This is a genomic window from Fischerella thermalis PCC 7521, assembly GCF_000317225.1.
Lineage (GTDB): Bacteria > Cyanobacteriota > Cyanobacteriia > Cyanobacteriales > Nostocaceae > Fischerella > Fischerella thermalis.
The window spans coordinates 19,866-42,896 of sequence record NZ_AJLL01000102.1; the positions used below are offsets into that span (position 1 = coordinate 19,866).

The following is a 23,031-nucleotide window of genomic DNA, read 5'->3' on the forward strand; positions in this document are numbered from 1 at the left end:
TTAAATTGCTATTAGTTGGGGTTCTGTGTCTTTTTAAAGAAAAAGGAGAGCCATCGCTCTCCTTTGTTCTTGTCATGGATAATTGTGGAGTAGGGAATTATTTCACCCGTCCTCGGAAGCGAATGAAACCATAGGAATTGGTGGGTGTTCCAGAAGCGGTGGCGTTGGGTAAATCGCCTAAATTCACCACAATTGCACCATTAGTATTTTCACCACCACAGTCAACAGTAGGATAAACATCTGTTGGATCTTCTTGGGGTGGGAAATACTGCGCGACATCTCCATCTTTGATATTGGTAAGAGATTCGGTATTACCATTATATTGCCAGACAATTCCTCGGTCAGTGTTTTGTAAACCCAGGTTGTTTTTGGTAGCAAAGTTGTTAAAAGCAGTGGGGATGAAGGTGACATTATTGGGGATGCGATCGCACACTAATACATTCTTGGCTTGATTATCTCCAGCTGAGAGATAGTAAATCGTGTATTCCACCTCATCCCCAGGATAAATTTTACCACCGTTGATACCACCAATGAGAAATGTATTGGGATTAGGCCATTTATCCGTGTCCTTAGGATCGGGTGTGAGAGTATCGAGATTGTTATCATCATAGGGATTATTGGGGTCATCTTTATATTTATCTAATTCATCGCCCCCGTTAGTAGTCACGCTGTGATTGATAGCTGTAATTCTTTTGACTAAAATTACATTCGGATTATTTGCAGTAGCGGCGACGTTGTTAGTGTCTGAGGCACTATTATTATCGTTGTTTGGATCGCTGACAGTTGGTGGAGTTGTGACTGTAGCAGTATTAGTAATTGTACCACTGGCGTTAGAATCAACTTGGGCATCAACCGTTAAAGTTGCAGTACCATTTTTAAGCAAGCTAACTGTGATATTCAGCTCACCCGTACCCGATGACTGATCGCAGCTAGAACCATTACTAGCATTACAAGACCAGTTAGTAAATGTTAAACCAGGAGGAACTAGATCAGCGACATGGATGCCAGCGACATTATCAGGGCCATTATTCCGCACTACAATCGTGTAGGTAGTTGTTGCTCCTGGTGCCACAGAAGAGACTCCATCATCTTTTTTGACTACTTCGATATCGGCTGTACCCAACAGAGTCAGTGTTACTGATGGCTTATTGTTGTTAGTCACACCCTCGTTAGAAGTCACTAAGTTATTTGGTAATTCATTCGTAAGATTACCAACAAAATCTGATGTAACTTTGACTTTGAGCGTACATTGAGCCCCAGCATTGATAGTGGCATTACTCAGAGAAACTTGATTGCTACCAGGATTGGCTACTATAGTGCCACCGCTACAACCAGAACCTGTAAAAGTGGCATTAGGTGAACTGGCAATTTTCATGCCCGTTGGAAATTCGTCTACTAATGCAACACCTGTCAATTTGATGGCATTGGCATTGTTATTCAGAATCAAAATATTTAGCGTCGATGTATCACCATAGTTGATGCTTGTGGGTGAGAAAGATTTGTTTAAAGTCACGAAACTATTAATCCTAGTTACTGTCGCCTTGGCATCACTTGTATTGCTTGCACCTTGGTCAGTAATGACAGAATTTTTGGGAATAATATTTTCATCAGAGCCAGTTGTATTAGGTACTTGCACATTAACACTAATACTGCAACTTCCGACTGTGGGCAATGTACCACCGCTCAAGGTGATCTGCGTGCTGTTAGTAGGGGCACTGACTGTGCCATTGCAAGAATTTGTTAGGTTGGGTGCAGAGCTAATTTTGTGTCCAGTGGGTAAATTATCAGTTAGGTTGATACCTGTGAATGCGGGTGCGCCACTATTACGGGTGACAGTGATAGTCAAACGAGTGACGCCTCCCACCGGAACAGTTACTGGAGAAAATGATTTGCTGAGGCTTAAAGCAGGCTTCACATCTAGTTCCGCAGTAGCGATCGCAGTATTGTTGCCCAAATCTGTCTTTAAACCATTAATTGCGATCGTATTTGTACGTTTACCTATAGGAGCATTGATGGCAACTTGCACAGGCACGGTAATTGTACATGAGCCTTTGGCAGGAATTGTGCCACTATTCATAGTAATAACTGTGCTGCCTGCTGTAGCATTCACCGTACCACCGCTACAGGTGGTGCTAGCCGCAGGACTAGAAGCAACGGTGAACCCCGAACCCATTGTTGTCAAGTTGTCGGTGAAAGATGTGATGGTGGCTTGGGTATTTGCCGTGTTAGAGAGGGTAATTGTGAGAGTGCTTTGTCCTCCCTGTACACTCGTACTTGGTGAGAAGCTTTTGCTCAAAGAAACAGGCGTAGCCTGGCTGACTGTTAAAGTGGCGTTGGTTGCAGGGTAATTTACCCCATTCAAGTTGCCAGCTGGTATGTCGTTTTTGTAGCTACCGCTTGTATTCGCAGTCACATTTACCTGAATCTGACAGGAACCAGAACCACTACCTGAAGGTGCAGGAGGAACTGTACCACCTGAGAGTTGGACTTGAGTGGCAGTAAACGTTACTGTGCCACCGCAGGTATTTTTTACTAATTCAGTTACTGTCAGCCCAGAAGGCATGGTATCAGTAATATTAGCTGAGGTAATTGGCGTACTGTTGAAGTTACGTAGGGTCAAAGTGAGTACAGATATCTCACCTGTTTGGATATTACTAGGAGAAAAGGCTTTATTGACTTCGGCTCCTGTTTGTACCTTCACAGAACCTTCAATCGGGCTAGTGTTAGTAATTCCTTCTGTTGTAATGACATTTTTTGCAGCAATTGTATTTTTAACGTTGCCGTTTTGGAAATCATTGGGACTACTGGCTTCTAATTTAACGGTGACAGTACATGAACTACTAGCCGGGATGGTTCCACCACTCAGACTAACTGTATTCGACCCAGCAACGGCAGTAACAGTGCCACTACCACAGGTTGTTGAGGCTGAAGGAGTTGTTGCTACTTTCAAAGGAGCTGGCAAGTTATCAGTGAAGCTTGCGTTAGTTAGTGGGAAACCATTTGAGTTGTTTAAGGTAATGGTCATTGTAGTGGGTGAACCATTACCCTGAACAGTGCCAGGAGAAAAGGATTTAGAACCTGTGATTGGTACACCAGAGGAGACAGTGAGAGTAGCGTTAGCTGCTAGTGGGTTGGTGCCTTGAGAAGAGGTAACGGTATTTGCCGCAATTGTATTGACGTAGGTATTGGGAGTAGATGCAATTACCTTCAAAGTGATTTTGCAATTACCAGGAGTACCACTTGTTGCTGCTGGAATAGTACCACCGGAGAGTTGAATACTAGTACTACCAGGGTTAGCTGTCACCGTTCCGCCACAGGTATTGCTCATCATCGCTGGGCTAGCAATCACAAGTCCAGATGGCAAATTATCAGTCATGCTAGTGTTGGTTGCGGCCGACAAGTTGGAATTAAATAGTTGTATTGTTAGGGTTGAAGTTTGATTAACAAAAATAGATATGGGGTTGAATTCTTTATTAACTGCGACCGCAGCATGAGCTTTACCTGCACTCAATCCTATGCCAACAAAGGCAAACCCAAAAGACAAGCAAGACAAAATTATTGGGGACTGTTTAAGTGTTTGAATGGGGGTTTTTTGAATAATTTTGCTTCGGGATAGATGCAATTCCCGCAGGTACTTAAATAAATATTTCATTGTTTAATTCCAACAAAATGTTTATATTGCTGATATTGGCTTTACTAACTGTAATTGCAACATTGTTTGGTATACCCAAGGTATAACCAATAAGAATATCAGTATCGCTGGTATCAACTTGGATGCAGTACTAGGAGTAGTGATGGGTACAGAGGTCGTCGAGACGGTAGTACTGGTAATGCTGCGATCGCTAATTACCTTCTCACCTGTATCGTTAAAATCTCCATCACGATTCAAATCAATCCAGCCACTTAAGTAACCCGTACCAAAGGTAGTAATGTCTCCAACTTAGTCTGAGAAAATTTTTCATGATAAATTCTCTACATCGGACGTTTTTCATTTAGACACCCCATCAATTGACCGCACAATGACGTTGACAGCAGGTTCAGATATCCCATATTGGGGATAAATAGCAATCATACTTAGGTATTCCCTAGTCTTTAGATTACCCAATTTGTACGAAAATTTACTATGATTATCTATATTTACTGGGGCGATCATTCTTAGGTACATCACAAATTATTCAATAAAATAGAATTTGCAATTTTCAAGACGTTGCATTGTAGAGACGTTGCATTGTAGAGACGTTGCATTGTAGAGACGTTGCATTGCAACGTCTCTACATTCGGGGGTGTAGGTATCACATCCATAAATTTGCAGGGTTATTTTTGTCTTCTTCCCATTTAGTAGGATTGTTAATGATGTATTCGCGAATGCGGTCTAAAGAACCATCAGCACGAATGATGTGGTCGTAGAATCGTGATTGCCAAGCAAAATGGTTATGACCGTTTTCCCGACACCAACGGGTGACAACAGATTTGTATGATCGTGCGATCGCACCTAACGAACCTGGTTTGGGAGATATGTTAGACATGAATTGACGTTGGGTGATGTCCCATGGCACATCATTTTGTGTAGAGACGTTGCAGTGCAACGTCTCTACGTTTTCGGGACGGTCGATAACAACAATGCCGTGTACGTGATTGGGCATAATGACGTAGGCATCGATGTAGGTGTAATCAAAATGGTTGGGAATGTCTACCCAGAATCTTTGGGCAATTTTCCCAATTACTGATAAATGCACCTGACCTGAAACCACGTTACCGAAATAATGGTCACGATTTTTGGTACAAATGGTAATGAAATACGAACCGTTGGCGGCATAGTTGCGATTTGGCAAACGGGTTGATTCAACCCGGTATTTACCTTGGAATTTTGGTTGTGTCATGGTTACAATTCCAAATCCGTTACCCTGGGGTAGAGACGTTGCATTGCAACGTCTCTACACATTGCAACGTCTCTACACATTGCAACGTCTCTACACATTGCAACGTCTCTACACATTGCAACGTCTCTACACATTGCAACGTCTCTAAATTTGATTGGTAATTTCATGTCTCACCCCTTTGCACCCCCAGCGTCGCCCTCTTCAATTTCTCCACTAAGGTTTTGGTAGATTCTTGTTGTTGACGTGGCGGAATTTTTTGCAATCCGAAACCATCAAATAATTCGTTCAACTTCACCGTTAAACCCAGATACGGGCCACCTGCGGAACGAGTACCCGAAAAGTCGCGGTCATCAACTTTACCAAAGACATAACCAGCAGACAGACGTAAGTTGGGTGTGAGGTAGTAACCTGCTTCGACAACAAAGCCTGTTTCTGTGTAATTATTTTGACTAATCAATCGTGCTTCACCGACTAAATCCCAGCTGTAGCCTAGACGATATGTTGCCCGTAATTGTCCTAAGTTAACTGTACTAGTTCCAACTAAATCTTCAGCTAAATATGAAGTACTATTACGTAGAGCATACTTCCCATAAAATTCCCATTGCCAATTGGGGGCGTAGATAGCTTCCACAGCAAAGGTGTGGTCTTCGGAACCTGTACCACTGCCCAATAGAACAGTATCAGGAATGACGGCAGGATTTTTGCGATATTCATAACGCAGCAAGGCGTTGAACTTGTCGTTTTGAGGGTCGCGGTAGGCTAAACCGACTTTCAGGTTGGCTGTGTCTCCCAGTCCTGTTAGTTTTTGATTGGCAGAATTTGCCTGTTGATAACGTACCAAGGCTGTAAGCGATGGTGATATTTTACCTGTTGCACCTGCGGTAATTACGGTGTTGGAACCACGATCAGAACTACGATGTTCAAAACGGGCGCTGGCTTGGAACTTCGGGTTATCAGTGTATTCCAGACCAATGCTGTAACTATCGCCACTACCAAAACCCAAGGAGTAGCCACTTTGACCGACAGCAAAAGGTTGGGAAAATTGTTGCCCTGTGGCGGTGCGTCCGAAGAAGTTGCCGAAGACATGTTCGTAAGCAAGATTGAGTTTTAAGCCAGGGGCGATAGTCCAACGGTTATTTAATCCTATGGCTCCTTGGGTAGTCAGTTCATTCGCCCCACCCAAAATTGTGTAACGACCAGTGATAGTCGTATCTCTACCAAGTTTGTGTTGACCATTGACACTTAAACTGGTGATGGAGTGATCGTCATATTGACCGCGAGTGAAAAACTGCTGTGCCAAACTGACGTTGATACCAGGTACAACAGCCCAATTTAAACCAAACGCAGTCCGGTCTGGATAAACAGCATCAGTTTCTGAAGATAGAGTTAATTCATTGATGGCTTGGAAAGTGAGGGTTTTAGTAATCGGGATTTTAAGTTGCGATCGCAATTGATCGGAATTTGTAGAGACGTTGCATTGCAACGTCTCCAGACACAAGCGGTCTTCCCTGTCCCGATGTACCCAATCCACATCTAAGGTGGCTTTACCAAAGCGCTGTTGAATACCCGCAGTAATTGTTGTCAGAGAATTATCAACTTTGCTTCCAGGAACTGCTTGTGTGCGCGGTGCAAATAACTCTTCAAAAGTATCCAGGGGTTGGGGTGCAGTCCCAAAATTATCTTCGTGGTCGTATTGGAACCGCAAATTAGTAGTAGGTGAAATTTTTCCTGTTAATTGCGCCCCGTAGCGAGTTTGACCAGGGACAAAGCTGATTGTGGCATTGTTAGTAAAGCCTGCATCTGTGGAACGGTAATAGGTGCGCCCTCGTAAACCGGGGAAAATTTCTCCCTCGGCTTCAATCCGGTAGGCAGAACCGCTCACCTTTCCTGAGATATCCTGGGGCTTAAGCCCCAGGCTATTGGTAGAATGGGCATATTCTGCGATCAATTTGCCTCTTGAACCCAAAGCAATCTGTGCATCTGCGCCGTAGAGTTCAAAGTCGTGCATCCCCTGGTCTTGTTGGAAGTAAGTCGTTCCTATCCAACTTTCTTTGTTGAGGGTGCGGTCAAAATTGTATTGTAGACGACCAGCATAAATATTACTATCGGAACCACTACCTTTGTATTGGTAGGTGACAACTATACGCCGGACTAAAACCTGTCCGTCCTCACCTAAATCAGTACGTTGAATGGGTTCCCGGAATAAGATAGTGCCGCGATCATAGTCTATCTCGTAATCAGGGCCGCGATTAAGTTGCTTACGTTCCAACACAGTACCAGGGCGGTTGAGTTCTTCCAACTCAATGGTGATGTTTTCACTACCCGGAACTAGTAATCTACGGGAAAGGAAATAGTAACCACTCGTACCATCAGGAGCAATGGTATCCCGTTGGAAAGCTTCGATGTTATTGCCATAGAAAGCAGTAATTTGCAGATTTCCCAGGCTGTAGTTTCCCTTGAAGCCGTGTAATTGGCGTGTTACTGAGGTAAATTGCTGGGATGAACGAGCAAATTCCTGGGTGGTGTAGTCACCCCACATGAAATAATCGGGGTCAGCACCAGGTATTTTTGGCGATCGCTCAAATCGTGCATAGACGCTGTCAATCGAAGGAGTCAGCACTTCAATTTTGGAACTGTCGCCGTAGACGGGATAGTTTTGATCGTTGAATTGGAAAGCACGAAACAGCTTGTTATCACAGTTGCAGTCTTCATTGAGATTACGAGAGCTGTTGTAAGCACCAGTAAATAACCATTCTCCAATCGCCCCAGTCGCAAAGACCGACGAACGCACATCTAATTGAGTGCTATTGTCTTTCTTCGGGGGGAGAAAATCGCGGAAACTGCTGTAGTAATCTGTACCCCTCGCACCCAAACGCACATCTACTATTCCTGTTACCAAACTTGGACGCAGGGCTGTTTCAAATTGCAGTTGAGTGTATGCTTCTAAATCATTGGCGATCGCTCGAATTCTCACAGTTTGAGCATTCAAACTTGATTTGAGCGAGGCGGTAAATTGTCCTTTCTTTACCTCTACTTGAAATCCGGGTTGGTCTGGTTTGAAATCTGCGCCGACAAACTCGCCAGCAGTAGATACGAGAGTAACAACTCCATCACGGTTGGAACGGTTGCCGTTTTCATCTCGGAGTTCCCCCTTGATTGTAGCTGTGGAACGTCCATCTGCTGGAATCCGAGTTTCAACGGTTTCCAACTTCAATTGTGTGGGTGCGCCTCTGACGACAACTTGCACGCTGACAGGAGGTTCACTAGAACCTACCACTTGGGTAGTAATAGTGTTAGTTCCTTCTTTTAAGGAGACACCATACCATGTCTGCGTTACTAAGTTAGTATCGGCATCCGTTTCTGTCCGTCCCACCAATGATGGATCTACCAAATTCCCATTCACTCGCAATTCTACCTCTGCACCCACCGGAAATTGCAGGATGACGGTAGTTGCTGGTAGATCAACTACAGTATCAGGGGTAAGGATTTTGATGGGGAGGTGGGGATTAGGGGCAGTGGGGGAAATAGATGTGTTTTGTGATAGTTGTTTTAGACCTTTTGGTAATTGGATATCTTGTGCTGGTTGAAATGGTTGTATCCCTGGAGATGTTGTCTGAGATAGAGGAAATTCATCTTTTTCCTCTGATAAAACGGATAACTGTTCCGTCAGGGGCGAGTCAATAGTATCTTCAGATAAAATTGCTTCAGATTCTGGAGGTTTCTCTACATCTTTTGAGTGCTTGGGTGTGAGGTCTTGCTGTTCTTCTGGAATAAGATTGGGGTATTCTGCCTTAGCTACAACAGGATACAATGCTACACTCACAGCCCCTGCGATCGCCCCCATTAATCTGAGGTTGAACCTATCTGCATTCAATAGTTGAGGCCGAAGTAACTTCCTTGTGCCTTCTGGCTTGTGGCTTCTGCCTTCTTTATTCATTTCTTGACCTCCTCAGCAGATGTGGGGGTGACTGCAAAATTCATGCGTGCCATACCACCGGGTTCTAAACGTACTAGGCGGGATTGGCTGTTGCGTTCTTTAAATTTGAGGTTGGGTGCTAGGGTGTAACCAGGTAGGCTGCTGAGGTCAAGAACTCCTGTATGATTACCAGGCAAGACATTTGCTACAGAAAACAAGCCATTAATGTCAGTAGTTATACGGTTACCATCCTTCATGATGATTATCGCATTGGGAACCCCCGGTTCCCCTGATTGCTGTTCGCCATCAAAGTTTTTATCCACAAATACTCGGCCGATAATTGTACCGCAGTCTGATACAATTCCCGGTCTAATTTGTAACTGGTGTGTAGCTGGTCCGTCTTTAGTGAGGAAACGGTTATCTACTCTTTGAGCAGTGACACTAGCTAAGTTGCGTCCTGATCCACGTACTGCATCTGGTGTGAGTTGGGCTGCATAGGCAATATTTAATACTTTTTGCGACGGAATCACAGTATTTGCCCGGAAGACGACATTGGAACCATGGCGTTCTGCTGTGATGGTGACGGGCTGACCATCAATTTCACCCCGGACGGATTTCGGTAAGAAATTGAAACCCAAGGGTAAGGTGTCAGTGACAACTAAACTATCTAAACCAGCATCAGCTAAATTTCTGACTGAAAGGCGGTAGATTACTGTATCTCCTGGTTCAGCCACAGCGCGATCGCCTGTTTTGATAATCTGCACCTGTTCCGGCTGACACATATTGGTAGTAAATTCAAAAGCTAGTAAGTCTAGTCCTTGGAGTTCAGCATTGGCGACTAAGACAACCGTTGATTCAGTTTGGGTTTGACCTGTAAGTGTAATTGGTTGACCGTCTAAGGATGTAGCAACATACCGGACAACATTATTATTCTCCGTACCAGTGCTTTGCACAATTTGAATTTTGATGCGACGCTGTTTATAAATAGAATTTGCTGGAGGATTAACTACAAAAATGTAGGTTCTACCAGGATCAGTTTGACCCAAATTCGGATCAAGTAGGAAGTTATAAGCACCCAGTGGTTCTGTATTGGTGAGGAAATAGGGGTTGCTATTCTCAATATTTGGTTTTAATCCACCAGGAATTTTGTTGTTAGGAATATTAGGTAACTCTGTACGAGTCAGGGGTAACAATTTTCCTAATTCTGTCCCTGTGGGGTCGCCGGGGTTAGGCTCATAAACAGCAACAGAAAAGCCTGTGTAGTCAGGTAAAACATTACCGGCACATCCTAAAATTCGTCCTATTGGGTCAACTAATGGGATGGGAGCAGCTTGAATCTGACGGGAAATTCCTTGATGTTTAAGATTATTGCTAGAATCTGTATAGGTATAAGTAGCTTGATTTGTAAAGTTGGTCAGCGGCTTGCTACTCTCAACTTGAGCGATCGCAGACGTGGAACTCTGCAATACACTTGTGACCAAAAACGTTGCTGCTATCCGCCTCAACCAGCTAATTTTGGCATGATTTTGCCATTGCGAACTTTGAGGGCGCACGCTTATACTCTCCTGTGAAACTTTACGGTTCCGTAGCTGGGAATTTCAGTCAACAGTGATCAGTTGTCAGTGATCACTGTTGACTGACTTAGCGCACCTGCACTTGATAAGTTCCTTTGATTTGCGCCTTGGCTGCAACGGATGTACCAAAATTCCACCGAATATGGGTGTAGGCGATCGCTGGTGCAGGACGAGTTTCCACTTTGCCATTGGGAAGCTTGACTTTTACCGTTGGCTTTTCTACAAAGGTGCGTCCGTTATCAATACTGTAAGTAATTTTGGCACCAGTGTTAGGATTGACAGTTGCAGAGTTCAGCACATACATCATTCCTTTGGGAATCGGCTGATTAATAACAAGATTTTTTACTGCTTTATCGCCATTGTTGACGCCAGTAACTGTGTAACGCAGTACATCGCCTGGTTGCACCACGGCTTTACCTGACAATTTTTGCCAGCTTTCTTTTTGCTTACCTTGGACTTGCTGACCTAATATTTTCTTTTCTGCTTCTAGGCGCAACTCTACTTGGCCCTTGGCTTGGGTATTTTGAGCCAAAGCAGCATGAGAATGCCAGATATTTGTGAGTATCGGAATTTGATTGACAAATGGAAGTGTAACAATCAGTGCTACTGCTCCCATACTGCCAATAGAAAAACGCTTCATATTGATACACCTGTTCAAAATTTTTCTTATTGGTTATGAGAGACGTTGCATTACAACGTCTCTACAAACTACTAATTCACCTTGCGTTGGAATGTGAATGTTCTAGATTCACCCGGTGCAACGTTACCTGTGACAGTATCCACGTACTTGGTGACATCGGTATTCACAGTTGTGCCGGTTTGGTCAATGCTAGAGTTAGTTGCAGGATTACCGTTGTAGAAGTTGATGGTTGCAGCCCCAGAATCTTTAGCTGATCCGACAATGTTACTGGTATCGATTTTACCGTCACTGTCGTTATCTAATGCCCAGTTATTACCGCCCGTTGTCCCATCTTCAGTAATCACAACTTTGTCAGCTCTTAGGAGTATGTTACCTGTACCAGCTTGAGCTTCTGAAATATTCTTGTAGGTAATTCGGTACTCAATAATGTTTCCTGGTGCAGGTTTCTTCGGATCGCTGCTGAAAGTACCATCATTTCCTTGAACAGCTGGGCCAGTTCCTGGGAGTATCCGTGATTCTTTGACCAGTTTCAAGAAGCCAGTGTAGACGCGATCAATTGTGGTATTCTGCGGTTCTGAACCTAGACCAGGAGTCCCATCATCCACGAAAGCAGTGATAGGAACTGGGAAACCTTTGTCAATATCGGTAGACAGAGGAGTATTTGCAGGTAGATTCACCTCAACACCGTAGTTGACATTTGTACCTGGTGCAACGTTAGGAATAGTGATGTACTCAGAGGTAGCATCAATGGGAGATTGGTCATTGGTGGTGCTGGGATTACGGTCTACATCATACAAGAACTCGTCACCATCCCAGACATAGGATTTGGACTCAGCCCCGTAGGTAATGGTTACTAGTGTACCCACAGGTAAATCACCAGGATTAGTTGGTTTTGTGGGAACTAGAGAGATATTGTTCGGGTTAGTACCGCTATTTTGAACTGTGTTAGTAAAGGCTACACCTGGGGGATCGAGGGTAGAACCGGGGGCTTGATTTGGAGGTACAAAGGAAGATTTATTAGTGAAGTCATCGTTATTCCTGGTCGGACCAATAGCATCTGGGGTGCGTTCAGGTCCGTTGAGTACATCAGAAGCAAGAGGTGTTTGCACTGTAAAGGTGTTTGCTTCACCACCAGGTCCACTACCACTGTTGTTGTTACCAGAGTCTGTACCTGTGTTACCTAAGTCAGTGGCGTCATTGATATAGCCGTCAGTCACCGCAGGATTTGTATCAGGAACACCATCATTATTGGTATCTGTGGAACCTGGAGGAATTGTCGAACCATCGTAGTTACTGGGATTTTGGTCCCCGGATTCGTCGTATACCAGGGTTGTACCGCCTGAGGTTTGACCAAATAATTGAGCAATGTTGTTAACTGTTAATGGTGAAGTTGCAGTTGATTTAACTTTGACTTTAATCGAGAATCCGCTAACTGTTTGACCTGGTGCAATGGAAGTAATTACAGCTGGGTCATTGACAAAACCGACGCGGGTAACTGTAGAAAGATTGGTAGCAGCTGTAAGTGGTTGCCAGGTAGCGTTGTTGGCATTAATACTAATTGGGTCGGTTGTAAAAACTACTTGCCAACCAGGTGGTGGAGTGGGTATAGCCGCTAGTTCTGTACCGTTAGGAATTGCATCGGATATTAAAATGCGTGGGCCGGTTAAGCCATTAATTGTTGTGCCCACCAGTGGCGCAGGAGTAATATTATTACCTGTTGGATCGTTTAACTCTACCCTCAAACTCAAGCCGTAGCTCAGGGTATCATCAGTAATTACTGGGGTGTTGGCATTGTCATAATTACTGCGGGTTTTGAGAATTGTAGCCAAGGCATAGTTCTTCAGGGAGGAATTTACAGTTGCTTTCTGAGTAGCGCTAGCCTCACGTACTCCGTTTACAGGTGTGCCAGCAACTTCTCCTGTAACCGATCCATCGGCGTTATCTACGGTGTAAACGTCACCACCATTAGGATCTCGCAGTTGGTTCTGACCGTCACCAGGGGTATCGCCCAGGGTAACGGTAATTACATCATTGGTTTGAGCTCCAGGTTGTACAGTTACCGGCACACGTACCAAGATTGAAGCGTCAGCAGGAATGGAATTTGTAACATATTCACTACCACTAATTGGTGTCCAGGTTGTACCGCCATCGGTGCTGTATTCCAAATTACCCGCCGTTGCTGGGCCTGTAACACGGGCTAAGTTGGGAACACGAAACTTGGTGGGGTCGTTACCGACGTTGGTGATGGTGTAGTTGTAGTACAGGATATCACCCACTGCAACCGGTGTTCCTGATGTGTTGTCTGTAATGCCAGAGGCTGTGACAGTTATACCAGCGACCTCTGCTACGGTGACAGTTACTGTATTAGAAGTAGTATTGATGGTCGTGCCTGGATTATTCGGATCTTCGTAGGTTGCAGTTGCCGTGTTGCTAATCGATTGACCAGCTGTTGTGCCTTCTGCTAATACAGGGGCAACAAATTGGAAAATGCCGTTGGCAAGTAACGCTGTTATTACCAAGGAACGATACAGCCTTGGGGCTTGCTTGACAAAATGATTGAGTTGTGACATATTTCAGACTACCTAATTTATATTCAAAGTCAGTCCTGTGTCAAAACACAGGATTTTTTGTCCAAAAGTTTCTATTCTTAGGTGAGATGGCCGCAGATTTACTTGATAATTCAGGTTCAACCCAACATAAAAGCTAAATAACTATGTAGATTTTGGGCGTTGGATGAAATAACGCAACACAAATGGTAGATATTTCGACAATTGTGAAACCCAATATGGTTTGCCAAAACATCTATCAACAGATTCCGGCGTTGCTGAATTTGGTCATGAATTATGTGTGCATACATTTTTGTAGTTCGATGCCAAATCATTGTAGAGACGTAGCTTTTAATCAACCATATGTCTAATCTCAGAAATCTATCTTAAGAGATATTGATCAATTGTTAAAGTAATGAATATAAAAGTAGCATTTATTACAAGTTTAGACCATTAGTGAAAACAATGAAGTTTTAGAGCTGATTCGTAAAGTAAATATTAAATAGCCAATCGCCTAACCATGAGACGAAGCAAGGAGCCATAAATCATAGCTTCACTTACCTCTGAATACACTTCATAATCTTTACTCAAGCGTCATTACGGAAATTAAGTCAGTAAATATACATAATTGATTGTATGCATAGTGCATTGAATATATGCAATTTATGCAATTTTATTAGCTTCTTAAATCCGACAAAATTTGTCGGGTATATTTGACTGGTATTTTTACTCGTGATAGCATCAAGCGACAGTTGAGGGACATCCAGGGAGAAGCTAGTTTATGACTCAGGCAATTGACACCCAAAAGGCAACCGCCGCTTTCAAAGCGTTGAAATGTAAAGAATGCGGTGCAGAATACGAACTCAAAGCCAGCCATGTATGTGAGTTCTGCTTTGGACCTTTGGAAGTAAGTTACGACTACAGCAGCCTTCGTCAAACTGTCACCCGCGAATCAATTCAGGCGGGACCAAATTCGATGTGGCGCTATCGGAAGTTTTTGCCTGTGGCTAGCGAGAATCCTATTGATGTGGGAACTGGTATGACTCCCTTGGTGCGTTCCCAACGCTTGGCACGTCGCTTAGGTTTGAATAAGCTTTACATTAAAAACGATGCTGTGAATATGCCTACCCTCAGTTTCAAAGATAGGGTGGTATCAGTTGCTTTGACACGGGCGCGGGAGCTGGGTTTCACGACTGTTTCTTGTGCTAGTACTGGTAACTTGGCTAACTCTACTGCTGCGATCGCAGCTCATGCTGGTTTAGATTGTTGTGTTTTCATCCCTGCTGACCTAGAAGCTGGTAAGGTCTTGGGTAGCCTGATCTACAGCCCTACTTTAATGGCTGTTAAGGGTAACTACGACCAAGTCAACCGCCTCTGTTCGGAAGTTGCCAACACACATGGTTGGGGTTTTGTCAATATTAACTTGCGTCCTTACTACTCAGAAGGTTCCAAAACTTTGGGCTTTGAAGTAGCCGAACAACTGGGTTGGCAGCTACCTGACCATATTGTTGCACCTCTGGCATCAGGTTCGCTGTTTACAAAAATTTATAAAGGCTTCAATGAATTTGTGGAAGTTGGTTTAGTCGAAGGTAAACCAGTGAAATTTAGTGGCGCTCAAGCTGAAGGCTGTTCACCCATCGCTCAAGCCTTTAAAGAAGACCGTGACTTTATTCAACCGGTGAAACCCAATACAATTGCTAAATCGATCGCGATCGGCAATCCAGCAGATGGTATTTACGCTGTCGAAATTGCCAAGAAGACAGGTGGTAGCATTGAATCTGTAACGGATGCTGAGATTATAGAAGGCATCAAGTTGCTAGCAGAAACTGAAGGTATTTTTACCGAAACCGCTGGTGGTACAACTATTGCTGTGCTGAAGAAATTGGTGGAAGCTGGCAAAATTGATCCAGATGAAACCACCGTTGTCTATATCACAGGCAATGGTTTAAAAACCCAAGAAGCCGTACATGGCTATATTGGTGAACCTTTGACAATCGAAGCAAAGCTCGATAGTTTTGAAGGAGCCCTTGAGCGTTCTCGTACACTTGAGCGCCTAGAATGGCAACAAGTTCTTGTTTAGTTAGTGTTTAGTGGTTAGTGGTTAGTAGGAACCAACCACTAACTACTAACTACTAACTACTAACTAATAACTATTAACTATTAACAACCAACAACCAACAATTAACAGTTAAAAATGTCTGTAAAAGTTTTAGTCCCTACCGCTCTGCAAAAATTTACTGATAATCAGGCTACTATAGATTGCAATGCTAGTACTATTGCAGAACTTTTTGAATCTCTAGAGCAGGCTTTTCCTGGTATTAAGTCACGCTTGTGTGATGAAGGAGGACAGCCACGACGATTTTTGAATTTATACGTCAACAGCGAGGATATCCGGTTTTTAGAAGGAGTAAAAACACCTTTAAAAGAGGGCGATGAAGTCAGTATTGTCCCGGCTGTAGCTGGTGGTTGATCGGAAGTTATGAGTTATGAGTTAAGAATGACAATTTATGGCTCATAACTCTTTGTTTTTTATGAGTACATTGGTTGTGACTAATGAGTTATTAATTGGTTGAGTCTTTCCTGCCAATATTTATTGTTATCAATAGTCAAGATAATTCTCTGATAGGATTCATTTTGTAATTCAATAGTTAAATAATCTTTATCTCTATTTACATACCAAAACTCTTTGCCTCGGTCTGTATAATAAGTACCAGCTTTAATCAATCCTGGAATAAAGCTACCAGGAGCGCGTATTTCTTTCCAATTACTTTCAGGCTCTGCTGTTTTAACTTGGGTAATATGTGCGAGCGGGATAGTCCAGCTTTTTCTCCAGCTAACAGCTAGTAGTTGTTCTGTAAATGTAAATTCTATATTTAATTTATTTTCATTGATATATAAATTCATAGTTGATTTCAAAGACTGATTTGAATTTAGGTCTATATTAAGATTTAAAATTATTGTCACTATCAATAAATTTTAAACTTGGAAAAATTTATACAACTTTAGCATGGGCTACTTGCAAATAGGAGTAAGTATATGTAGACTATCTTGGCTATGTCAAAATGAAAGTGGCCCCTATCTAAGGTATCTCAAGGTGAGCGATCGCTCCCCAAGCTTCCCTAAAAGCTATACATAAGGATTGATCTGAGCAATGACAGAACAAACCAATCACAATGAAGCGGGAGAGGTGGCTCCCAGCGCCGATTCCCCGGAAGCGACAGACATTCCCACTTCCAACGCGCCAGATCCAAAAGCGGCAAATCCAGACACAAACCCCAATGCTGCTAAAACTACAACTGCACCACCCAAGCGGGAAAAACCCGCCGCCGCAGCTAAAGCAGCAGATGGGGAAAAACCCGCCGCCAAGGCTGCTAAGAAAGAAAAACCACCAGCAGTTGAAGATAAGCCGTTTTCAGAGTTTATCCAACAATATTACTTACCTGCTTTACAAAAAGCTGTAGCCCAAGAAGGGGTAAAAGACTTACAAATTTCTTTTGTAAAACAGCCGGTTCCCATCAAAGGGATGGAACAACTCGGTGAGTGTTGGCAAGTTGTTGGCAACTTTGCAGATGGCGTACGCCACTTCAATTTATATTTTCCCGATGAAGATATTCAAGGGAAAAAAGCTTTTTCCTGCAATGAAGGGAAACGCCCCAGTACTTTGGAATCATTTTTAATTGATGAACGCAAAACCACACTAGATTTACTGGTGTATGGTTTGATGCAGCGATTAAATGGTCAGAAGTGGCTGGGGAGAAATTAACCTAGCTCGTAGAAATGGTAGGTAACAGCTCCAGTCATGGGGTCGTTATCTATCCTCACATAACCTGATTTCAGTAAGTCTTTTAAAGCTGTTTCTACTTCTGCAAAACTGGCTCCAGTTGCTTTTACACCTTGAGTAACAGTGATCATTCCACCCCGACTTTCAGCAGCCTCGATGAGTTTGACAATAAGTTGATTAGCAGTGGGACGATATACTTGTGAAGCAACTACAGCTTGTTCCAAAGGTACACCAAAGGGCGACAAACCTGCTTTTAATCTTAGTTTTAGTTCATGTTCATCTACCATATTGGGGATGAAAAACAAATCTATAAATTGACCGATGCCAAAAACACCATAGGTCACTAACCATAACAAACCCGTGCCAATTTTGCCATTGTATAAACGATGTAATCCTCCCAATCCCAAAAACCAACCTGCACTCAAGATGTAGGAGACAAATAGACGTTCTTGATGGTCTTTGTTGGTATGGTTTTCTGCATTCATCTTTTTTCAACCCCTTGGACTCTTCATTCTTGGTTTTTAGACAGTTTTGTTATTGTTTTTTGTTTCTTGTGGCAATAGACTTTTATATTAGATTTGGTGGTAGGAACGAGTTTGTATAGACATAAGGAATTTCTAAGTTGACTAAAATATTGCTAAACTCGCCTCTATATTAAGTAGTCGGCGGTTGCAAACATTATCACTACGACCATGATTTGACTAACGCTAACCCACTTAATTCTAAGATAACTAACTGGTCGAATAAATTTAGAACTCGCAGTGACTAAAAATACAGAATATTAATTTTTATGTCACAACTAGGAACTAAGCAGGTAATACAACGAGATTGGTAGATGGCTGGCTAGACAGTGTTGACGTGGCTTACAAATTTAAGATTGATTTTGTACTCAGTTGTGAATACTTGTGATAAGTGTAATAGTAAAATACTAGCTATTTTAGGTACATCTATCCATGCTAACAAAAAAATCTATATTCTTTTTTCTTGCTTTTTTAGGAATTTTATCTATTTGTACATCAGCCAAAGCAGAATTTGGCTCTGAATCTACTGCGTCGCAAGAACAAGTCGAAAAAGAGGTATTAGCACAAGCCAATACAAAAGTTACAAGTTGCGATAGACAAGATAAAAGCGATACAACCTTACTTTTTAATACTAATAATGGCAAGACTGTGAGAGTTTTTCGGACAAGAAATACTTCACCACAGCAATTATTGATGAATATATACGACAGCAAAAACCGTAAAGAATTAGCTGCATGTTCTCCAGCAGCGCGGTTAACACAACCAAATCAAATTACTTACAATACAAAGGTGCAAAACACGATATACTATGCCACAGTCTTAATTAATAAGCAATCAAAAATAGAAGGAAGTATAATAGCAACTGATCAAAACGGCAAAAGAAGATTATGGACAGAACCAGCTGCTGGCGAGGTGACGTTGAAGCTGAGAATTTCTGATTGACACAGTCCCATCGCTAAAGGCTTTGCGTTATAGCGGGAAATTATTTTTGTTCGTACATTTGTTTATGTCTGGCTACAAGTTGGAGATATTTCTCGTTAGTTTTAGCTTGTATCCACTTTTGTTTAAAGATGTTTGCTGATTCAGCTTTAATTGGGTCTAGTTCATAAGGTGAGATTTCATTTCTCGCTTGCTTTTCGGCTTCTGCGGAGCCAGCCTTTTGGAGATTGGTTTTATATTTTCTGCCACTTTTGTGGTTTGCATAACGGCGCGATCGCGTGTAACCCATTTGTAAAAATTTCCGTGCCATATCTGCGCCCACAAAATCATCCTGATCAAGATAAGCTAGAAACATTTCATAGATTTTTTTGCCAGATTCTCGAGCAATATCTGGTGTTTTAAACAGCCAATGCGGCAAAATTTCCGATTTATATGGTTCTACCAAAAGCACACCCTGTTCACCTTTACCAATACAATACAATTCAGGGTGTTGTCGAAAATTGATATTTTGAAAATCTAGTGAATAATCAAATATCATGATAGCTTTTTATTATTAAAAATAGATTTTAAAAAAATCTTTGCCATCTATCCTCGAAAGTAAATTTTAGTAAAGTTATGCTATCCAGCCCCTACTCTCTCAACTCTGTTTTGACTCCAGGAGACTTGCGGCGTGTACATCATATTGCTTTGAATGTCCAGAATATGCAAGCTTCACGACACTTCTACGGTAATATTCTGGGTCTACATGAACTCACAGGTGATGAAGTTCCAGAAACGTTAAAGGATTTAGTTGTCCAGGGAAAAGTAGCTAACTTTATTACTCCTGATGGGACTATCCTTGATTTATTTTGGGAACCAGAATTATTACCACCAGATCCCAATCCAGAACGCACTTTTACCAGAGCTTATCATCTTGCTTTCGACATAGATCCACCGAGTTTTGATCGCGCCGTCGAAGTACTCAGACAAAACCAAATTGCGATCGCCCACGGTCCAGTTACTCGCCCTACTGGACGCGGTGTCTATTTTTATGACCCCGATGGCTTTATGATTGAAATCCGCTGCGATCCCATTTGAAGGAGGACAAGGGAGATGGGGAGATGGGGAGAAAACAATTCAAAATTCAACTGAGTAAAATTCAAAAATTTAGGAAGAAGGTGTGAGGAGTTTGGGGAGTGTGAGGAGAATAATATAGTGACAAATAACAAATGAAAAATGACCAATAACCATTGACAATTGACTATTGACTAATATGCAAATTTTCCAAGTCATTGAAGAAGCAATCAAAAAACCTCCAATCCCACACGAACCAGCAAAACAGTCATTAAAAGCCTGGGCGATGTATTGCTTGCGAGACAGAGGTTTTAAGGTGGTATATGCTCAAAATGCTGATTTTGCTATTGAAATGAAGGGCGGTGAAAAACTTTATTTTAAAGTAGCAAACACTGATGATAACTTAGATCATCAATTTGGTTGGATAGTTTGGAACAGTGCTACAAAAACTGCTAGCCTTGTTCCCCCGCAATAACAAATGAGAAAATATATATTTAATTTATATCCTATAGGGCGGGGTATTGCCCACCCTATGATTTTTGTAAGATACAATTTGTGCTACAAGCCAGACTAGATTGATATTGGGCGTTCTACATCATCTTCACCCAAGTACTCGCCATTCTGAATTTCCAGAATAATCAGTGGGATAAATCCTGGATTTTCTACCTGATGAAGTGTTGCAGGAGGAACAAAAGTTGATTGATTTTTATTAAGAAATTTTTCCTCCTGACCACAAGTAACCTTTGCTGTACCAGAAACAATGACCCAGTGTTCACCACGGTGATAATGGATTTGTGGTTTAATGCCGTGCTTTGGCTTAATTTCTATACGATTAATACTGTAGTTATTCCCTTTTTCTATGACTTCTACTTTGCCCCAATATCGTGTATCAATATGGGAAGAAGATTGATTGACTTTCGACTGAGTATTACAGTTCTCATTTCGAGTCATAACTAGTTTCTTAACTAGACAACTATTATTATTGTTCTCTAGCCCAAGGTGAAAATAACTACTGCTATAGAATTTTTAACTACATCTTTTTTAATGAATTTAAGGGAACTTCTGCATTTAACCATTCAAGAAAGTGTTGGTTGATTTCGGTGGGTGAAATTTCGGCAATAAAGTTAGTGTAATTAATATACTGGCGAATCACTCCTTCAATTTGTTCCCGATATCCAGCTTGAGTTTTCACAATTAAAACCATTTCTGGCTCTTCTGTGATTTCTCCTTTCCATATGTAAGCACAAGTAATAGGGAACCAATTGACGCAAACGGCTAATTTTTGTTCCAATAAAGCACGACCTATCTGACGGGCTTCATCTGCGTTATTTAAGGTAATGTAGTAAAGTTTCATATGAAAATTCTTGATATTGTTATCTAAATACTTGACTTTTTCTCAAAATTAGACGTTATTTAGTGTACCTAAGTTTTTCCAAAAAATCTATTACTAATAAACTTTAGTCAATTGTGCGATCGCTAGTTTCATCCAGCGTTGTAGTTTTGGTCATCTCTCATTGGTAGAACTGCGGCTAGTTGCCAAACTGTCACACTTTGCTGCATCTAGTCTAGGTGATTAGGCAAAATTGAACTTGTTATGGATGGAGGTAAAGAAACAGGACATAGGAAGACGCGGTGCGGTGATGTATACCGTCAAAACCTTTAACTTACCTTTAACCCGGATGTTGCAGAATCAAAAAGTGTCCAGCTATAGTGCAGCTTAAAGTAGAATCAGCCAAAATTAATAGTAGGTATTTATTTATGAGAAATTGAATTTATGAAATGCTTACTACTAAATTTGGCATTTTTAATTGGTACACTTAGTTTGATTCCAAGCGCCTATGCCAACCAGGCGGATACTCCAGTAACTAATGGCAGTAATCGAGCAGGTTTTTTGGTTACTAAACCAGTGACAATTAATAACAGGTGGAGTAATATCAGCAACCGCAACAATCCTCTACAAACAACTGCAAATTCCATTACGGTAGTCAGGGAGCAGGGATGCACCAGGATTGATCCACTTGAGTTAATTCAGAATCCTGGTCTGGTCATCAAAGAATGTGAAGAGCGGAAAAATCAAACTCCTGAGTATCTCCAGCCAATAGAATATTTCAAGACTCCAAAACAAATCAATTCTGGTATTAATGTTACAGTGACTAAATTTTGACTTTACCAATTTACTGATCAATAACTGTAGGGCAAATACTATAAGTACTGCCCTATTGCATTATTTTTGATTTTCAACTCTGGTGATTAAATTTTCAGCCATTTCAATGGCGATTATGATCAATTCTTGCTCTTGCTGACCTTTAGCTCCTTCATCACTGACTGTTGCATATATATGAGGATTAGCAAGCATAGCCGCTAATAACTGTGTAGCAATTTGTTTAACTTCCTTAGCTTGTGATTCCATCTTTCCCCCGCTCACAATTTGTAAGATGCTAGATTTAAACTTAGAGGGTGTTTGAAAAGTCGAGTATGTTGTAAAAAAGCTCTCTCAGTATACGCTGTGAATAGATAGTAAACAGCACCGAGACAGTGGTATAAGTAAAGCTTACCCCAGCAACCTGAGCTTGGAACAATTCCAGAAGCAAAACCGGGTGGTCGTAAGCGTGAAGTCGATATGTGGCAAGTCCTAAACGCGATTTTCTACATTTTGGTAGAAGCAGTCAGATGGCGATCGCTACCAGGGGATTTTCCAACTTGGCAAACGCTCTATACGTACTTTCGCAATTGGCGTAAAGACGGGACTTGGCTAAAAATCCACGACAGTCGTAAGAGTTTGGGTTCGCATAGAACATCAACACCATCCAAGTCCATCCGAGGCAACTTTAACCTCTAAAAACTTTTAAAACATCCTCTTACCAGTCAAAGCAGAAATAGGCCCTGGACTAGGTCCTAATAACATAGCATCTAGTACAGATGATGTGGCTTATGTGTGTACCAATGATGATAATGGTCGCCTAACCCTTCGCAGTGGATCTGGAACAAGTTTCCGTAAGATTAAAGAAATTCCCAACGGTAACATTGTAAACATTCTATCTGGACAATACGGTCGAGATCGTTATTATTGGTGGAATGTCGGACATGGAAGAAGTTTGGGTTGGGTTCGCGCTGATTATGTTTGCAATGATCCTCAATAATTTCGAGGGCGTTGCATATTTGCGGGATGATTTTATTTTCT

The 23,031-nt window shown here is 42.0% G+C and carries 22 protein-coding genes and 2 pseudogenes; 10 read left to right on the plus strand and 14 right to left on the minus strand.

The features are described 5' to 3' along the window. Positions 1-97: 97 nt before the first annotated feature. The 3 genes from UYK_RS0122175 to UYK_RS0122185 form a co-directional block, all read right to left on the minus strand. On the minus strand, positions 98-3,652 hold the full coding sequence (locus UYK_RS0122175) for a beta strand repeat-containing protein (protein ID WP_009456943.1): 3,555 nt from the start codon (positions 3,650-3,652) through the stop codon (positions 98-100). 21 nt (positions 3,653-3,673) lie between these two features. Further along, positions 3,674-3,931, minus strand: a complete 258-nt coding sequence (locus UYK_RS26415) for a GEVED domain-containing protein (protein WP_257998873.1) — start codon at positions 3,929-3,931, stop codon at positions 3,674-3,676. Positions 3,932-4,292: 361 nt separating this feature from the next. Beyond that, positions 4,293-4,880: a transposase gene (locus tag UYK_RS0122185; RefSeq protein WP_009456940.1), complete on the minus strand. Its 588-nt coding sequence runs from the start codon at positions 4,878-4,880 to the stop codon at positions 4,293-4,295. Here UYK_RS0122185 and UYK_RS26420 point away from each other — a divergent pair. Beyond that, on the plus strand, positions 4,879-5,028 hold the full coding sequence (locus tag UYK_RS26420; protein WP_157221849.1) for a hypothetical protein: 150 nt from the start codon (positions 4,879-4,881) through the stop codon (positions 5,026-5,028). The two genes, UYK_RS0122185 and UYK_RS26420, sit on opposite strands and share 2 nt — an antisense overlap. 15 nt (positions 5,029-5,043) lie before the next feature. Here the strand turns inward: UYK_RS26420 and UYK_RS0122195 are convergent, their stop codons facing one another. From UYK_RS0122195 to UYK_RS26425, 5 genes and pseudogenes are all read right to left on the minus strand, one after another. Next, positions 5,044-8,817 (minus strand): hypothetical protein, encoded by a 3,774-nt coding sequence (locus UYK_RS0122195; RefSeq protein ID WP_016872185.1) that lies wholly within the window; start codon positions 8,815-8,817, stop codon positions 5,044-5,046. Then, positions 8,814-10,349 carry a DUF11 domain-containing protein gene (locus UYK_RS0122200; RefSeq protein WP_009456938.1) on the minus strand — a complete coding sequence of 512 codons (1,536 nt, stop codon included), beginning with the start codon at positions 10,347-10,349 and terminating at the stop codon, positions 8,814-8,816. The genes UYK_RS0122195 and UYK_RS0122200 overlap by 4 nt, the downstream gene beginning before the upstream one ends. An 88-nt stretch (positions 10,350-10,437) precedes the next feature. Further along, positions 10,438-11,010, minus strand: coding sequence for a DUF11 domain-containing protein (locus UYK_RS0122205; RefSeq protein WP_009456937.1), 573 nt, complete (start codon positions 11,008-11,010; stop codon positions 10,438-10,440). A 71-nt stretch (positions 11,011-11,081) separates the two neighbouring features. After that, positions 11,082-13,580: a DUF7925 domain-containing protein gene (locus UYK_RS0122210; protein WP_016872186.1), complete on the minus strand. Its 2,499-nt coding sequence runs from the start codon at positions 13,578-13,580 to the stop codon at positions 11,082-11,084. Between the two features lie 474 nt (positions 13,581-14,054). Further along, a pseudogene (locus UYK_RS26425) lies at positions 14,055-14,150 on the minus strand (IS5/IS1182 family transposase); the annotation flags it as partial. 187 nt (positions 14,151-14,337) lie between these two features. Here UYK_RS26425 and thrC point away from each other — a divergent pair. Both thrC and UYK_RS0122220 read left to right on the plus strand, forming a co-directional pair. After that, positions 14,338-15,636, plus strand: coding sequence for a threonine synthase (thrC, locus tag UYK_RS0122215; protein WP_016872187.1), 1,299 nt, complete (start codon positions 14,338-14,340; stop codon positions 15,634-15,636). A 114-nt stretch (positions 15,637-15,750) separates the two neighbouring features. Continuing rightward, positions 15,751-16,026, plus strand: coding sequence for a MoaD/ThiS family protein (locus tag UYK_RS0122220; RefSeq protein ID WP_009456934.1), 276 nt, complete (start codon positions 15,751-15,753; stop codon positions 16,024-16,026). Positions 16,027-16,106: 80 nt separating this feature from the next. Here UYK_RS0122220 and UYK_RS0122225 read toward each other — a convergent pair whose 3' ends face one another. Beyond that, a complete protein-coding gene (locus UYK_RS0122225) occupies positions 16,107-16,460 on the minus strand; it encodes a hypothetical protein (protein WP_009456933.1) in 354 nt (117 codons plus the stop codon). Between the two features lie 247 nt (positions 16,461-16,707). Between UYK_RS0122225 and UYK_RS0122230 the strand changes: the two genes are divergently transcribed. Beyond that, positions 16,708-17,319 carry a DUF2996 domain-containing protein gene (locus UYK_RS0122230; protein ID WP_009456932.1) on the plus strand — a complete coding sequence of 204 codons (612 nt, stop codon included), beginning with the start codon at positions 16,708-16,710 and terminating at the stop codon, positions 17,317-17,319. Here UYK_RS0122230 and UYK_RS0122235 read toward each other — a convergent pair. Beyond that, positions 17,316-17,822: a TM2 domain-containing protein gene (locus UYK_RS0122235; protein ID WP_009456931.1), complete on the minus strand. Its 507-nt coding sequence runs from the start codon at positions 17,820-17,822 to the stop codon at positions 17,316-17,318. The two genes, UYK_RS0122230 and UYK_RS0122235, sit on opposite strands and share 4 nt — an antisense overlap. Before the next feature lie 468 nt (positions 17,823-18,290). On the opposite strand from UYK_RS0122235, the gene UYK_RS0122240 reads away from it, so the two are divergent. Continuing rightward, a complete protein-coding gene (locus tag UYK_RS0122240) occupies positions 18,291-18,800 on the plus strand; it encodes a hypothetical protein (RefSeq protein ID WP_009456930.1) in 510 nt (169 codons plus the stop codon). 40 nt (positions 18,801-18,840) lie between these two features. On the opposite strand, the gene UYK_RS0122245 is transcribed toward UYK_RS0122240, so the two are convergent. Further along, the gene (locus UYK_RS0122245; protein WP_016872188.1) at positions 18,841-19,335 is read right to left on the minus strand and encodes a DUF4385 domain-containing protein; all 495 of its coding nucleotides are present in this window, start codon (positions 19,333-19,335) and stop codon (positions 18,841-18,843) included. A 77-nt stretch (positions 19,336-19,412) separates the two neighbouring features. Here UYK_RS0122245 and UYK_RS0122250 point away from each other — a divergent pair, with 77 nt between their 5' ends. Both UYK_RS0122250 and UYK_RS0122255 read left to right on the plus strand, forming a co-directional pair. Next, complete coding sequence (locus UYK_RS0122250) at positions 19,413-19,874, plus strand: VOC family protein (protein ID WP_009456928.1); 462 nt, start codon at positions 19,413-19,415, stop codon at positions 19,872-19,874. Positions 19,875-20,049: 175 nt separating this feature from the next. After that, positions 20,050-20,325: a hypothetical protein gene (locus tag UYK_RS0122255; RefSeq protein ID WP_009456927.1), complete on the plus strand. Its 276-nt coding sequence runs from the start codon at positions 20,050-20,052 to the stop codon at positions 20,323-20,325. A 95-nt stretch (positions 20,326-20,420) separates the two neighbouring features. On the opposite strand, the gene UYK_RS0122260 is transcribed toward UYK_RS0122255, so the two are convergent. Both UYK_RS0122260 and cutA read right to left on the minus strand, forming a co-directional pair. Further along, positions 20,421-20,801: a phosphomannose isomerase type II C-terminal cupin domain gene (locus UYK_RS0122260; RefSeq protein ID WP_009456926.1), complete on the minus strand. Its 381-nt coding sequence runs from the start codon at positions 20,799-20,801 to the stop codon at positions 20,421-20,423. 79 nt (positions 20,802-20,880) lie between these two features. Continuing rightward, complete coding sequence (gene cutA / locus UYK_RS0122265; RefSeq protein ID WP_009456925.1) at positions 20,881-21,204, minus strand: divalent-cation tolerance protein CutA; 324 nt, start codon at positions 21,202-21,204, stop codon at positions 20,881-20,883. A gap of 420 nt (positions 21,205-21,624) precedes the next feature. On the opposite strand from cutA, the gene UYK_RS0122270 reads away from it, so the two are divergent. Next, positions 21,625-22,014 (plus strand): hypothetical protein, encoded by a 390-nt coding sequence (locus UYK_RS0122270; protein WP_009456924.1) that lies wholly within the window; start codon positions 21,625-21,627, stop codon positions 22,012-22,014. A gap of 60 nt (positions 22,015-22,074) precedes the next feature. On the opposite strand, the gene UYK_RS0122275 is transcribed toward UYK_RS0122270, so the two are convergent. Further along, positions 22,075-22,260 (minus strand): hypothetical protein, encoded by a 186-nt coding sequence (locus UYK_RS0122275; RefSeq protein ID WP_009456923.1) that lies wholly within the window; start codon positions 22,258-22,260, stop codon positions 22,075-22,077. 168 nt (positions 22,261-22,428) lie between these two features. On the opposite strand from UYK_RS0122275, the pseudogene UYK_RS25435 reads away from it, so the two are divergent. Together UYK_RS25435 and UYK_RS0122280 are read left to right on the plus strand one after the other, a co-directional pair. Beyond that, positions 22,429-22,693 (plus strand): annotated as a pseudogene (locus UYK_RS25435) (transposase); the annotation flags it as partial. A gap of 90 nt (positions 22,694-22,783) precedes the next feature. Beyond that, a complete protein-coding gene (locus UYK_RS0122280) occupies positions 22,784-22,990 on the plus strand; it encodes an SH3 domain-containing protein (RefSeq protein WP_235182373.1) in 207 nt (68 codons plus the stop codon). The last annotated feature ends 41 nt before the right edge of the window (positions 22,991-23,031 follow it).